The following is a 13,487-nucleotide window of genomic DNA, read 5'->3' as shown; positions in this document are numbered from 1 at the left end:
CGCCATGACCACCCAGGTCCCAAAAGCGATGACCTCCCTTTGTCTGCGCGACAAGGTGATCATCGTGACCGGAGGCAATTCCGGTATTGGCAAGGCCATTGTCGAAGCCGTCGGTGCTCTGGGCGCCAAGGTGGTCATCGACTACCGCTCACATCCCGAGCGGACCGATGAGCTGATTGATGAGATTGGAGAACTGGGTGGTCAGGCCATCGGTGTTCAAGCGGACGTCGCCAAGTTGGACGACCTGCAACGCCTCGTGGATGTCGCGGTGAAGACCTTCGGCAAGGTCGACGTGATGGTGAACAACGCCGGAATCGAAACGCGCACATCAATTCTGGATACGACACCCGAAGACTTCGACAAGGTGATGAATGTCAATCTGCGGGGTGTGTTCTTTGCCACGCAGTACGCCGCCAAACAGATGATCGCCCAAGGCAGCGGGGGACGGATCATCAACATTTCGTCGGTGCATGAAGACTGGCCGATGCCCGACAACACCCCTTACTGCGTAGCCAAAGGCGGTGTGCGCATGATGACCCGCACGGCTGGTGTGGAACTGGCAGGCAAGGGTGTTTCCATCGTGAACGTCGGTCCTGGTGCAGTCGCAACGCCGATCAACGATTCCACAATGAACAACCCCGAACTGCTCGCCAAGCTCAACGCCGCCATTCCCATGGGCCGCATGGCGCAACCAGAGGAGATCGCTTCGGTGGTGGCGTTCCTCGCCAGTGACGGCGCCAGTTACATGACGGCCACCAGCGTCTTCGCCGATGGCGGCATCATGATGAGCAGTCCTGGTCTTTGAGCGCGAAAGCCTCAATCCCCGCTCGGGCGACCGCGGCATCTTGATCAGGCGTCATCCCTGACACCCCGATCGCCCCAACCACCACATCTTGATATCGCAACACCAGTCCGCCAGCCATCAAGGCGCAGGGCTGATGCAGCACAGCCTGTAACGACAGCAGGGCCATGCGGCCTGAGGCGATCGCTTGTTCCGCAGCAGCACTGTCTCCACCGGTCAGCGCTGCCGTGCGGGCTTTAGCGGCTGATGTCTCAACGCTGGCGATGGACGCACCGTCGAGCCGACGGAAGGAGAGCAGCACTCCCGAGGCATCCACGACCGCGATCGACACCCGTGCCGACAATTGCTGCGCCATGGCCTTAGCGGACTCGACGATGTGGTCGGCATCGGCAAGTTCGAGGCGGTGAATCATGTGCATCGGCTCAGGTCCATTGAATGGCCATCTTCCAGAGATGGCCCTCAAGCTCCACCCCAGCCGCCAAAGCCTCGAGAGCTTCACCTGGCAGTTTCAGCGTGGCTGATGCCTGATGCACCAGGATGTCGACCCCTGTGAACTGAAAGCCCATGGACTTCCCCATGGCTGCAATGTCGTCGAGACAAGCTGCTGTATGGAACTGGTCAAGCAACGCCTGATCACCTTTCACTTTGTGGAGGAAAGCTTCCAGCTGTGGATTCCCTGTGCTGGTCATAGCGTCAATCCTTAATTGCAATGCAGGAGATTTCGATGCGGGCTCCAACCACCAATTTGCTGATGCCGATTACCGCACGGGAACAGTAATTATCTGGATCGGGGAAAAACTCTTGCCAGACAGCATCCATCTCCTCAATTTCATCAATATTGGTCATATAAACCACTGCCTGTCCCACATCGCGATAAGTGCATCCTGCTTCTTCAAGCACACCAAACACATTCTTCAGGCATTGGCGGGTGTGTTCCGCACTACCACCTTCTACCGTTTGATTGGTGGCTGGATCCACAGGCATTTGGCCTGAGACGAACACAAACTGTCCGATTTGGTAGCCCTGGCTGTAGCTAGCCACTGGCTGATTGGCATTTTGGGTGCGAATTGGATGACGGTCCAAAGGCATCGATGCAGATCGACTGTCTTTGTTGTAGCGACGTTCAAGGAAGTGCAGGGTGTTGGATCCCACGCGCATGCACATAGATGGAATACACCGCATCCCAACAGCAGAGAAACAGGCGGTTGCTGTGGATGCCGCCAAAACAGAGGTTCCCAACCAGACGGGGCGTGGCGATGCGTCCCAGCAAGGTCCCATCCGATGCAATGCAGTGAACGCCATTCCCGGCACTACTCCAGATGTTGCCGTCGCTATCCACACGGATGCCATCGGCATTGCCGTTGTTCACCCGATAAAAATCGCGTCGACCCGAAATCTGCTGACCGCCATCCTCCACATCAAACACGTGGATGAGTCGATCTGGCTTAGGGGCGTCGTACTCCACCGGGGAACCGTTCAGACCCTCAGGTGCTGCTGTGTCCACGATGTAGAGGAGTGATTCATCGGGAGAGAAGGCAAGACCATTTGGGCCGACCACCTCATCGGGGTCCGTCATGGCCTTGAGGGATCCATCCGCAGGGTCAAAGCGATAGACCACAGCCGGTTGCACCGAATGCCGCCGTCCTCCCTCGTAATCATTCACGAGTCCATACAACGGATCGCTGAACCAGATCGTGCCGTCACTTTTCACCACCACATCATTGGGCGTGTTCAAAGGCTGACCCAGGTGGGAATCCACCAAATGAACAACACGACCGTTGTGCTCGGTGCGGAGCAAGGCCCGATGGCCATGACTGCAGGTCAACAGCCGTCCCTGGAGATCACGCGTTTGTCCATTTGGAAATCCAGCGTTGTGGCGGAACACGCTCAGACCATGGCTCTCATCCCACGACAAAATTCGATCATTGGGAATGTCAGAAACCAGAAGACGCTGCTGATCGCCGAACCAAACCGGACCCTCCAACCATCGACAACCACCAAAGAGACGTTCCAGCTGCGCATTGAATAGCACCAGAGACTTGAAACGCGGATCAACAACTTCGATCTTGGTTTCAACAAACTCACTGCGAAAAACCATGACGACTTGCCGCTTACTTGAAGGATCCAGGAGGCAGATTTCGCCAGGCCTGATCATTCCGTTGAATGATCAGCTGAACGCAAGGTTCATCACCGACCTGCGCAGAAAGATGTCCTTGCCGGCCATCCGATGTTGCCCGACACCCCTGGTCACCTCCATAGGAATACTCACCAGCTTTCATGACCACTTTCGTGCCATCCATACTCTCCACAGACCAGGCACCTTTCAGGACGTAGATCCATTTCGGAACATGGTTCTCATGCCAGTCAGCAGTCCAACCAACGGGTAGATAGGTCACGAAGGCGTTGCCTTCCTTCATGAGATCACGAGAAAACTGGGGAGAATCACCGGGGCCCAGCTGACCAAGCTCAAAGGCGCTGATCGTGCACATTTGCTGACGACTGATGCCCTTGGCATCGGTATAGAGATGCCAGTAGCTTTCAGGCTCTGGAGCCAGACTGAAAGGGTCGGTCAAAAGTGACTCGGGCGGATCTTTGCACCCTATTCATTTCGAAGAAGCCTGACTATCAAGCAACACACCAAGGCAATGTTTCACCGGCGTGGAACAGAGCAGGCCACTCATTCTCCTCAAGGGAGTCTTCCGCCGATACGTCCGTTTCCACAGGGTCGAGGCGCGAGGGGACTGACTGCTCTTTGCGCACGAGCGTGATGGTGTCGTCGTTGAGAGGCAATCCGTAGAACCGAGGACCATGTTCACTAGCAAAGCCCTCGAGACGGTCCAGAGCACCGGCTTGCTCGAACACGCAGGCGTAGCTCTCGATGGCGTGGAGCGCATTGAAAATCCCGGCACAACCGCACGCCGACTCCTTACCAGAACGAGGGTGGGGAGCAGAGTCTGTGCCAAGAAAGAAGCAGGGAAGGCCACTTGTTGCGGCCGCAATCAAAGCTTGGCGATGACATTCACGCTTCACGACCGGGAGACAGTAAAAATCGCTGCGCAGTCCTCCCATGAACATCGCATTGCGATTGAGATGGAGGTGATGGGGGGTGATCGTGGCGGCCAGACGACGATCACCAGCGAGGTGCTCATCGCGGATGTAAACAGCAGCCTGCTCGGTGGTGATGTGTTCCAGCACAATTCGCAATCCCGGATGGCGGCGACGCAGAGGGATCAAGTGCTGGTCGATGAAAGCCGCTTCCCGATCAAAAATATCCACCTCTGGATCGGTGACCTCGCCATGAATGAGCAGAGGCATGTCGATGGATTCCATACGCTCCAGCACCGCGGCGATCCGAGCGAGATCACTCACACCGGCCGCCGAATTGGTGGTGGCGTTCGCGGGATAGAGCTTCGCGGCGGTGAACACTCCCTCGCGAAACCCACGCTCCAACTCATTGGGATCAAGATCGTCGGTGAGATAAGCGGTCATCAGCGGCTCAAACGGCTGTCCCTGCGGAAGCGCTGAAAGAATCCGGCTGCGGTAAGCGAGCGCAGCGTCGACCGTGGTAATCGGAGGTCGCAAATTGGGCATTACGATGGCCCGGGCAAAGGTTCTGGCCGTGGCTGGCAGCACGGCCTGAAGCATCGCTCCGTCCCTCAGGTGCACATGCCAGTCATCAGGACGGCGGAGCACAAGTGATGACGGCACCTGAGCCAAGGTCAGACCTCCTGAAGTAAGGGCAGCTCTCCAACGGCCAAGCGAAGAATCTGTCCACGATCGTCGCTGACGTGCTCCTCGGGGAGAAGATCCAGCAGCTTGAGCTTCTCGAGGCGATTGCGCGTGGCTCCATTCATCACCACCACGTAGACCGAACGTCCCACTTCGACCGCTTCTTTGATGGCATTTTCCAGCGCAAGGGAAGCGGTCACACCCAGATGGGAAACCTCGGTGAGATCAAACAACACCGCCTCGCAATCTTCGATGGCGTTGTGCTCCCGGCTGATCGTTTTCGCCACGCCGAAGATCATTGGCCCTGCGAGTTGGAACAGAAGCAGTCGCCCAGAGGCCTGATCTAGGAGCTCCTGCTGGTCAGAAGGCAGTTCAACATCATCATCGGTGGTGCTGATGGTCTTCACACCCTTGGCTTGCAGAGCCGTCATTCGCTCGATGGTGAGCACATTGGCCACGAACACACCAATAAAAACGGCCCAGATCAGATCCACCAAAACAGTGAGAGCGATCACGCCGTAGGTGATGCAGGCCGCCTTGATCGAGAGGTGATGGGCGCGTTGCAGGAAGCTCCAATCGATGATGTCGAATCCAACCTTCAGGGCAATGCCGGCCAGCACGGCCAATGGGATTGCCGATGCCGCTCCAGCGAACAGCAGGATCACCAGCATCAGAATCAACGCACGGACAATTCCAGAGAGAGCCGAACGTCCGCCAGCTTGGATGTTCACCACCGTGCCCATGGTGGCTCCGGCGCCGGGCAAGCCTCCGAACAGACCGGAGACCACGTTGCCCAAACCCTGACCGATCAATTCCTTATTGGAATCGTGCTCTGTGCGAGTGAGGCTGTCCGCCACGACGGAGGTGAGCAAAGCATCGATGCAGCCGAGCATGCCCAAGACCGCTCCGTTCACGACCATCACCCGCAGCTGCCCTCCGGTGAAATTGGGCATCTGAAACCTGGGGAAGTCCGCCGAGAACTCGGGGATCCGTCGCAACTCCACATCCCCGAGCAAGGTCAAGGAGATCAGCGTTCCGATCAGCAATGCCAGCAACTGAGGAGGAACCCAACGCTTGACCTGCTCAGGTGTGAACCAAAGGATCAGCAGCGTCACCACAGCCAGAGTGAGCTCCATGGGCTGAACATTGGCCAACAGCTGAGGTAGTGCCGTAAGCGTTCCCACGACACCTCCCGACGGGCTGCTCTGGCCGAGAAACGGAGCCAGTTGAAGGATGACCAGGATCACACCAATGCCGGACATGAAGCCCGAAATCACGGTGTACGGCATCATCGTGATGTAACGACCTAGTCGGAAAAAGCCGAACAGGATCTGGAAGACGCCCGCCAGGATCACCGTGGTGAACGCCATGGCCAGGGCCGTTGCCTGGTCAGGAATCTGGGTGGTGAAGTTGAGGATGACGGCGGTGAAGACCACGGTCATCGGACCGGTTGGCTCGGAAATCAGTGTTGGGGTACCCCCGAACAGGGAAGCCACCAAGCCGATGATCACGGCACCCCAGAGACCGGCAGCTGCCCCAGCCCCTGACGCCACACCAAAGGCCAGAGCCATTGGTAACGCAACCACCGCAGCAGTCACTCCACCGAAGACATCGCCTTTGATGTTGCGGGTGCTGATGTGATTCAGGAACATAGCGTCCGTTACAAATGTGGCGGAATTCTAGTCGCCGCTCACGGGATCAGACCAGATCGATGCAAGCCGTCGCAGGTCAACGGGATGATGGCGTCGCACAATGTGAGCCTGCCGTCGTTCCAGATGTCCGACTTCCTGCAATCGTTTCTGGAAATTTTGGTCGGGATCGGCCTGCTATTCGCCGGCGGGGAGGTGTTTGTTCAAGGAGCGGTCACTCTCTCCCTGATTTTCGGCATTCCGCAGCTGGTGATTGGACTCACCGTCGTGTCCTTCGGCACCAGCGCTCCAGAACTGTTTGTGAGCGTGAGTTCTGTGCTTCGAGGCATGGACGCCCTGGCCGTCAGCAATGTGGTCGGAAGCAACATCTTCAACGTGATGGTGGTGCTCGGCAGCAGTGCCCTCGTGATGCCGCTTCGGGTCGAAAGCCGTCTTGTCCGCAGGGACGTGCCGGTGATGATCGCCGTCTCCGCAGCGGTTTGGGGCATGGCCTCCGCTGGGCGTGTCACCTGGCAGTCAGGTGCAGCACTGCTACTGGCGTTGGTGATCAACTCAATCTGGGAAATCCGCACCGCCCGCGAAGAACCGGAGGGTGTCGAGGAGGCTGAGCCCGATGTGAACCCTGATCAAGGCAAACGAGGGATCGTGAAAGCGGTGTTGTCTTTGCTGCTGGGGATCCTGCTTCTTGGGGTTGGTTCCAAGGTGTTGGTCAATGGCGCCTCAGCAGCCGCCACAATTCTGGGTGTCAGCAAATCGGTGATCGGCTTAACCATCGTGTCTGCCGGCACCTCAATGCCGGAACTGATCACGTCGCTGGTGGCTGCCATCAAAGGCAAAACCGACCTGGCCATCGGCAACGTTGTTGGCAGCAATCTTCTGAACCAGATGCTGGTGCTCGGAGCGAGTGCGGTGGCTGCCAGCGGAGCAGGAGGCCTTGAGGTGAGCGCCTTGCTGATCGAACGCGACATCCCCGTGATGGTGATCACCGCTTTGGCCTGCCTGCCCATTTTCTGGACCAAGGGGCTGATCACACGTCTGGAAGGAGGCATCCTGCTCGGCCTCTACATCTTTTATGTGGTGGATCAGGTGCTGCCACGCACCCTGCCCACCTGGCAAGACGAGTTCCGGCTGGTCATGCTCTGTCTTGTGCTTCCCGCGGTGATTGTTCTGATCGTGACGCAAGCTGGCCTCTACTGGCGCCAACTGCGTCGCAACCGTCCCTGACCACAAGGCAGCGAGACAATGCGTCGTGCCAGCCAGGTTTGATGAGCAACTCATCACAGCCAGGCGCGGATTCGTTCACGAAAGGGTGACTACATCCAAAAAGCTGTTCATCCTTAGGAAGCGTTGCTCGGCTTGCCGATGCTCGAGCTGCTTCCACCGCTCAACGATAAAAATCTTCCCTGGTTGGATGTCATTCACCCAATCGTGGTTCACTTTGTGATCGCGATGGCACTGATCAGCGTCGTGTTCGATCTGGTTGGTGTGATCACGCGCCGAAAGAATCTCTTCGAAGTGACCTTCTGGAATTTGGTGGTGGCCACGGTGGCCATCTTCGTAGCGATTATTTTTGGCCAAATTGAGGCAGGTCTCGCCAATCCGTACGGGGCCTCCCGTGACATCCTCAATTACCACAGCACCATCGGATGGTCACTGGCGGGGGTGTTAGGGCTCCTGACCGGATGGCGTTATGTGGTCCGACAAAAAGATCCCACGCATTTGCCCACCGGCTTTCTCGTCATTGACGGCGTGCTGGCAACCCTCGTGTTCTGCCAGGTGTATCTCGGAGACAAGCTGGTTTGGGTCTACGGACTTCACACCGTCCCGGTGGTGGAAGCCATTCGTAGTGGAGCGGTGTCATGACATCCCTCAACCTGATCCAACTGATGGCCATCCCCTCTCCCATCAACGACATCGCAGACCAACTGGGGGCAAACGATCTCCCTTACTCCATCCCGATCCATCCGAATTTGGTGCATTTCACCATCGGATTGTTCGCCATCGGCATCGCATTTGATTTTGCAGGTGCGTTCTATCCGCTTGAAAAGCGGGTGTTCCGCTACCTGGCCCTACCCGTGACCCGTAGTGGATTTCATGATGTGGGTTGGTACAACGTGCTCGCCTGCAGCGTTATCACCTTTTTCACTGTGGCCGCAGGCTTCTACGAGATGCTGCTGGCCGTCCCGCTGCCGGGAATCCGCAGTTTGATCGGCCAGAATGCCATCAGCACAATGCTTTGGCACGGCATCGGCGGCGTCATCCTGCTGCTGGCCATCGTGGCGATGACCATCTGGCGCGGTTATCAGCGTTTCGTCTGGCGCAAGGATTTTGGCCGGCAGGTGACCTGGCTGTATCTGGGATGTGGAACCCTGATTCTGCTGATCATGGGAGTGCACGGAAGCCTCGGGGCTTGGCTGGCCAGTGAATTTGGTGTTCACATCACCGCGGATCAGCTCTTGGCGGCAGGCGCAGATCTCAAGGAGGCCCTGCCATGACATCTACACAAACACCCAAAAAGGGATTCCCTCTCCGATTGCTGGTCATCGTTGCGATGGCAACAATTGCGGATGCTCTCTTGAGCATTCAAGTCGCCCAATGGTCTTACGCATGGCTTCCTGTTCCTGCATCAACGGCTGCGCCCTATGTCGATGACCTGTTCAGTCTTGAAGTAGGGATCGGAGCCTTCATTTTCATCGGATCCGTGGGTTTCATCCTTTGGTCTGTGATCTTCAACCGGGCAGAGAAGTATGACGAAAGTGACGGTCTTCCCATCGAAGGCAACACCCGATTGGAAATCACTTGGACGGTGATTCCCTTCGTGATCGTGATGGCTTTAGCCTTCTATTCGATCCAAGTCAACGAAAAACTGGCGTCCCTGGGCCCCAAGCAGAAATATGACGTTGCGGTGAACCAAGCCCCTGATGCCGTGGCAACTGTGGATGCTCGTCGTGACATCGGGCCGATCGATGTAATTGCCCGCCAGTGGTCGTGGGAATTCATTTATCCCGATGGTGTGCGTAGCTCAGAACTGCATTTACCGATCAATCAGCGGGCCAATTTCCAGCTCAGCTCGGAGGATGTCTTGCATGGCTTCTACATCCCAGCATTCCGTTTGAAACAGGACATCATTCCTGGAAGTGTGATCTCATACAGCATCACACCGACTCGAGAAGGTCGATATCGCCTGCGCGACTCGATGTTCAGTGGCGCCTACTTCTCTCACAACCAAACCGACGTGGTTGTGGAGTCCGAGCAGGCTTACAACACCTGGCTGAAGGCCACGGCCAAACGTCCGCTTGTGCAGGGACTGAGCCCTGGGACATCGCTCTACGCCAAGCGACTTAAAGACGGCAACCGTGGATGGGCCACGGTGCCTCCAGCAACACCACCGATGGTCAACGACCCCGGCAATCCCGACGAGCCCCACGACGCCTGACCCCGATGACCAGCACGAATTACGACCCGAGGGTGCTCAAGGCTCCCCATCCTGTTCCAGGGGCACCCGACAACTGGAAACGCTTTTTCAGTTTCAACACCGACGCCAAAGTGATCGGTATCCAATACATCGGCTTGTCGCTGTTCTTCCTGCTCGTGGGAGGTCTGCTGGCCATGGTGATGCGCGGAGAGCTGATCACACCTCCATCCGATCTAGTTGACCCGAGTGTTTACAACGGTCTTTACACGATGCACGGGACAGTGATGCTGTTCCTATTTCTTTTTCCGGTCCTCAATGGATTCAACAACCTGTTGATTCCGACCATGATCGGGGCACCCGATATGGCCTTCCCCAAGGTGAATGCCGCCGCCTTCTGGCTGGTGCCTGTGTTTGCCCTGGTGTTGCTGAGCAGCTTTTTCGTGCCGGGCGGTCCTGCGTCATCCGGTTGGTGGTCGTATCCACCGGTCAGCATTCAGAACCCGCTTGGGCATCTGATCAACGGGGAATTTCTGTGGATCCTCGCTGTAGCGCTTTCCGGCATTTCCTCGATCATGGGCGCGATCAACTTTGTCACCACGATCCTGCGGATGCGTGCTCCCGGCATGGGTTTCTTCAAGATGCCTGTGTACATCTGGACTGCCTGGGCGGCACAGACCCTCCAGCTCATTGGCCTGCCTGCCTTAACAGGCGGCGCCATCATGCTCCTCTTTGACCTCAGCTTCGGCACCAGTTTCTTTCGACCTGAAGGCGGAGGCGATCCGGTTCTCTATCAACATTTCTTCTGGTTTTACTCGCACCCAGCGGTGTACGTCATGGTGCTGCCGGTGTTCGGCATCTTTTCCGAACTCATCACGGTGTATTCACGCAAACCACTTTTCGGCTACAAGTTCGTAGCTCTGGCCTCGTTCATCATCACGTTCCTTGGTCTGATCGTGTGGGTTCACCACATGTTTTACACAGGAACACCCCAGTGGATGCGCAATTTGTTCATGGTCACCACCATGCTGATCGCCGTACCCACAGGCGTGAAGGTGTTCGCCTGGCTAGGCACTCTTTGGGGAGGCAAGATCCGCCTCACCACTCCAATGTTGTTTGTCTTGGGAGGACTGGTGAATTTCATCTTCGGCGGCATTACCGGCGTCATGCTTGGCACCGTTCCGATTGATATTCACGTCGGCAACACCTATTTCGTGGTGGCTCATTTTCACTACATCATCTTCAACACGATCGGTTTCGGGATCTTCGCCGGCATCTACCACTGGTTCCCGAAGTTCACCGGGCGCATGTATTACGAAGGTCTCGGCAAGGTGCATTTCGCTCTCACATTCATCGGGGCAACACTCAATTGGCTCCCTCTTCATTGGGCCGGCCTTTACGGCATGCCCCGCCGTGTGGCCTCCTATGACCCGGAATTTGCCATCTGGAATGTGATTGCCAGCATCGGGGCTTTCATGCTCGGTGTGGCTTCCATTCCATTCATCCTCAACCTTGTCAGCTCCTGGTCACGGGGCGCCAAAGCGTCCGCCAACCCATGGAATGCGATCGGACTGGAATGGCTACTGCCTTCTCCACCCCCTGCCGAAAATTTTGAAGATGACGTGCCCACGGTCATGAGTGAGCCCTATGGCTACGGACTGGGGCGCCCCCTCGTTGAGGACGAAGAGTTCTACATCCGCCGATCCATGGAGGCCTAAATCGATGACCAGCGCCAATCCAGATCTTTCTCTCAATCATCAACCGGGGCACATCAAGCACGACGGCCACAACCTCACCGGGTTCATTATTTTTCTCTGCTCAGAAAGCATCATCTTTCTGGCTTTCTTTGTGGGCTTTTCGCTGCTCAAACTCACCAGCCCCGAGTGGCTTCCGGAGGGTGTTGAGGGTCTAGAGACAAAGCTCCCTTTCATCAACACCGTCATCCTGGTCAGTTCCAGCTTCGTCGCCTATTTCGCTGAACGCTACCTGCACAAGGACAACCTCTGGGGATTCCGTGCCCTATGGCTTCTCACGATGGCCATGGGTGCCTATTTCGTGTACGGGCAGTACGTCGAATGGTCGGAGCTTCCCTTCCATCTCAACAGCGGTGTTTTTGGCGGCACGTTCTACTTATTGACGGGATTTCATGGACTTCATGTCATTACCGGCATCCTGCTCATGGGTCTGATGCTGGCGCGATCCTTCCGTCCCAACAATTACGCCAAGGGGGAAATGGGTGTCACAGCCGTCAGCCTGTTCTGGCATTTCGTGGATGTGATCTGGATCATCCTCTACGTATTGATCTACGTCTGGCAACGCACCACCTGATCAACCTGCAACGGCCGATTCACACCCAAACATCCAGCCATGATCATCGACGATCGCCACTACGACATCATCGTTATCGGCAGCGGTGCCGGGGGAGGCACCCTCGCGGGTGCTCTGAGTCGTGCGGGACGACATGTTCTTTTGCTCGAACGTGGTGAGGCCATGCCTCTCAGCGACCAAAACGTCGCGGATGTCGACCTGCTGCGAAAGGATCGCTACCACCCCAAGGATGAGCACTGGTTTGGACCTGACGGTGACCCGATCGCACCGCAAACCGCCTACGCACTAGGGGGCAACACCAAAATCTGGGGTGCGGTTCTGGAGCGAATGCGGGAACGGGAGTTCGGCGAGGTGCAACTGCAGCAAGGTATTTCTCCCGCATGGCCCCTTGATTACAGCGATCTGGCGCCTTACTACGACAAGGCCGAAGCGCTATACCACGTACATGGCAAGGTCGGTGTCGATCCCACAGAGCCACCACGCACCAAGGCATTCGAGCACCTACCACGTCCCTTAACGCCGTTCCTTGAGCCGTTACGCGAGGGGTTGAAGCGTCAGGGTTGTCAACCCTATGACCTGCCGATCAGCTGGTCCGACAATCAGGACGACCCCAGCGGCGACGCCCAGCTCTATGGAATCGACAACGCCGACACCAACAATCTGCAGGTGCGCACCCACGCCACTGTTCAACGGCTGCATGTGAATCCGTCGGGCCGGGAGGTGAAGGGGGTAGAAGCCGATGTGGACGGGGAGTCCTGGCTGTTTTCAGGGGATCTGGTCGTGCTAGCGGCAGGCGCCATCAACACCCCAGCGATCCTGCTTCGCTCCAGCAACGAGCGCCATTCAGGGGGGCTCGCCAATCGCTCCGAGCAGGTGGGCCGCAATCTGATGAATCTTCAGCTCACTTCCATCCTGCAAAAAGCATCTGAAGCCAACAGCGGCCGCTACGCAAGATCTCTTGGGATTAACGACTACTACTGGGGCGACAAGAACGTCAGTTTCCCTCTCGGCCACATCCAGGCCGCCGGCGGCGTGCTTCAAGATGCGCTGTTCGCAGAATCGCCGCCGGTGCTCTCCTTGGTGAGCAAGTTGATTCCCGATGCAGGGTTGGAACGTCTGGCGTCAAAGTCCGTGGCGTGGTGGGCCATGACCGAGGTGTTGCCTGATTCAGAAAACCGCATTTGGTTGAACAACAATCAGGTCCGCATCAATTACATCCACAACAACCGCGAAGCTCACGATCGTCTTGTCTACCGCTGGATTGACACCCTCAAAGCGGTCGAAGCCGATCCACTGACGCGAGTCGTGACAGCTGAACCTGTCCATCCCCGAGGAGAAGCCCCTTTGAGTGTGGTCGGCTTTGCCTGCGGCACTTGCCGCATGGGCAACGATGCCGCCACCTCCGTCGTAGATGCTGACGGCAAGTGCCACGACATCGACAACCTCTACATTGCCGACACCAGCGTGTTTGCCAGTTGCCCAAGTGTCGGGCCCGGCCTCACCACCATTGCTCTGGCCCTGCGTCTTGCCGACACCCTGGATCGCAGAATTCGAGGCTGATCTGGCT

At 57.0% G+C, this 13,487-nt stretch carries 15 protein-coding genes; 8 read left to right on the top strand and 7 right to left on the bottom strand.

The genetic code is table 11. The features are described 5' to 3' along the window. Positions 1 to 28: 28 nt before the first annotated feature. Entirely contained in the window at positions 29 to 805 is a 777-nt protein-coding gene (locus tag SynA1560_RS05545; RefSeq protein ID WP_186471046.1) for an SDR family NAD(P)-dependent oxidoreductase, read from the top strand. Here the strand turns inward: SynA1560_RS05545 and SynA1560_RS05540 are convergent. Genes SynA1560_RS05540 through SynA1560_RS05510 form a run of 7 tightly spaced genes read right to left on the bottom strand, consistent with a single transcriptional unit; the run spans position 780 to position 6,183 of the window. Next, a complete protein-coding gene (locus SynA1560_RS05540; protein WP_255477080.1) occupies positions 780 to 1,214 on the bottom strand; it encodes a heme-binding protein in 435 nt (144 codons plus the stop codon). The genes SynA1560_RS05545 and SynA1560_RS05540 overlap by 26 nt on opposite strands. Before the next feature lie 10 nt (positions 1,215 to 1,224). Continuing rightward, a complete protein-coding gene (locus tag SynA1560_RS05535) occupies positions 1,225 to 1,491 on the bottom strand; it encodes a Nif11-like leader peptide family natural product precursor (RefSeq protein ID WP_186470631.1) in 267 nt (88 codons plus the stop codon). Between the two features lie 4 nt (positions 1,492 to 1,495). After that, the gene (locus tag SynA1560_RS05530; RefSeq protein WP_186501356.1) at positions 1,496 to 1,960 is read right to left on the bottom strand and encodes a RidA family protein; all 465 of its coding nucleotides are present in this window, start codon (positions 1,958 to 1,960) and stop codon (positions 1,496 to 1,498) included. Continuing rightward, positions 1,926 to 2,900, bottom strand: a complete 975-nt coding sequence (locus tag SynA1560_RS05525; RefSeq protein ID WP_186470629.1) for an SMP-30/gluconolactonase/LRE family protein — start codon at positions 2,898 to 2,900, stop codon at positions 1,926 to 1,928. Before SynA1560_RS05525 ends, SynA1560_RS05530 begins: the two co-directional genes overlap by 35 nt. 13 nt (positions 2,901 to 2,913) lie before the next feature. Next, positions 2,914 to 3,375 (bottom strand): cupin domain-containing protein, encoded by a 462-nt coding sequence (locus tag SynA1560_RS05520; protein ID WP_186470628.1) that lies wholly within the window; start codon positions 3,373 to 3,375, stop codon positions 2,914 to 2,916. A gap of 52 nt (positions 3,376 to 3,427) precedes the next feature. Further along, a complete protein-coding gene (gene pyrC, locus SynA1560_RS05515) occupies positions 3,428 to 4,519 on the bottom strand; it encodes a dihydroorotase (RefSeq protein ID WP_186501355.1) in 1,092 nt (363 codons plus the stop codon). Positions 4,520 to 4,521: 2 nt separating this feature from the next. After that, positions 4,522 to 6,183 (bottom strand): SulP family inorganic anion transporter, encoded by a 1,662-nt coding sequence (locus SynA1560_RS05510; protein WP_186470626.1) that lies wholly within the window; start codon positions 6,181 to 6,183, stop codon positions 4,522 to 4,524. A 123-nt stretch (positions 6,184 to 6,306) separates the two neighbouring features. Here SynA1560_RS05510 and SynA1560_RS05505 point away from each other — a divergent pair, with 123 nt between their 5' ends. The 7 genes from SynA1560_RS05505 (at position 6,307) to SynA1560_RS05475 (ending at position 13,480) form a co-directional block, all read left to right on the top strand. Continuing rightward, positions 6,307 to 7,404, top strand: coding sequence for a calcium/sodium antiporter (locus SynA1560_RS05505; protein WP_186501354.1), 1,098 nt, complete (start codon positions 6,307 to 6,309; stop codon positions 7,402 to 7,404). Positions 7,405 to 7,542: 138 nt separating this feature from the next. Beyond that, positions 7,543 to 8,043, top strand: a complete 501-nt coding sequence (locus tag SynA1560_RS05500; protein ID WP_186470625.1) for a DUF2231 domain-containing protein — start codon at positions 7,543 to 7,545, stop codon at positions 8,041 to 8,043. Further along, entirely contained in the window at positions 8,040 to 8,675 is a 636-nt protein-coding gene (locus SynA1560_RS05495) for a DUF2231 domain-containing protein (protein ID WP_186501353.1), read from the top strand. Before SynA1560_RS05500 ends, SynA1560_RS05495 begins: the two co-directional genes overlap by 4 nt. Further along, entirely contained in the window at positions 8,672 to 9,616 is a 945-nt protein-coding gene (locus SynA1560_RS05490) for a cytochrome c oxidase subunit II (protein WP_186470623.1), read from the top strand. The genes SynA1560_RS05495 and SynA1560_RS05490 overlap by 4 nt, the downstream gene beginning before the upstream one ends. Before the next feature lie 5 nt (positions 9,617 to 9,621). Then, the gene (locus tag SynA1560_RS05485) at positions 9,622 to 11,310 is read left to right on the top strand and encodes a cbb3-type cytochrome c oxidase subunit I (RefSeq protein ID WP_186470622.1); all 1,689 of its coding nucleotides are present in this window, start codon (positions 9,622 to 9,624) and stop codon (positions 11,308 to 11,310) included. Positions 11,311 to 11,314: 4 nt separating this feature from the next. Beyond that, the gene (locus tag SynA1560_RS05480) at positions 11,315 to 11,920 is read left to right on the top strand and encodes a heme-copper oxidase subunit III (RefSeq protein WP_186470621.1); all 606 of its coding nucleotides are present in this window, start codon (positions 11,315 to 11,317) and stop codon (positions 11,918 to 11,920) included. Between the two features lie 39 nt (positions 11,921 to 11,959). Further along, the gene (locus SynA1560_RS05475) at positions 11,960 to 13,480 is read left to right on the top strand and encodes a GMC oxidoreductase (RefSeq protein WP_186501352.1); all 1,521 of its coding nucleotides are present in this window, start codon (positions 11,960 to 11,962) and stop codon (positions 13,478 to 13,480) included. Positions 13,481 to 13,487: the final 7 nt, after the last annotated feature.

Source organism: Synechococcus sp. A15-60 (assembly GCF_014280095.1).
In the GTDB taxonomy this organism is placed as follows: Bacteria; Cyanobacteriota; Cyanobacteriia; order PCC-6307; family Cyanobiaceae; genus Synechococcus_C.
This window is presented reverse-complemented; position numbering and strand designations above follow the sequence as displayed.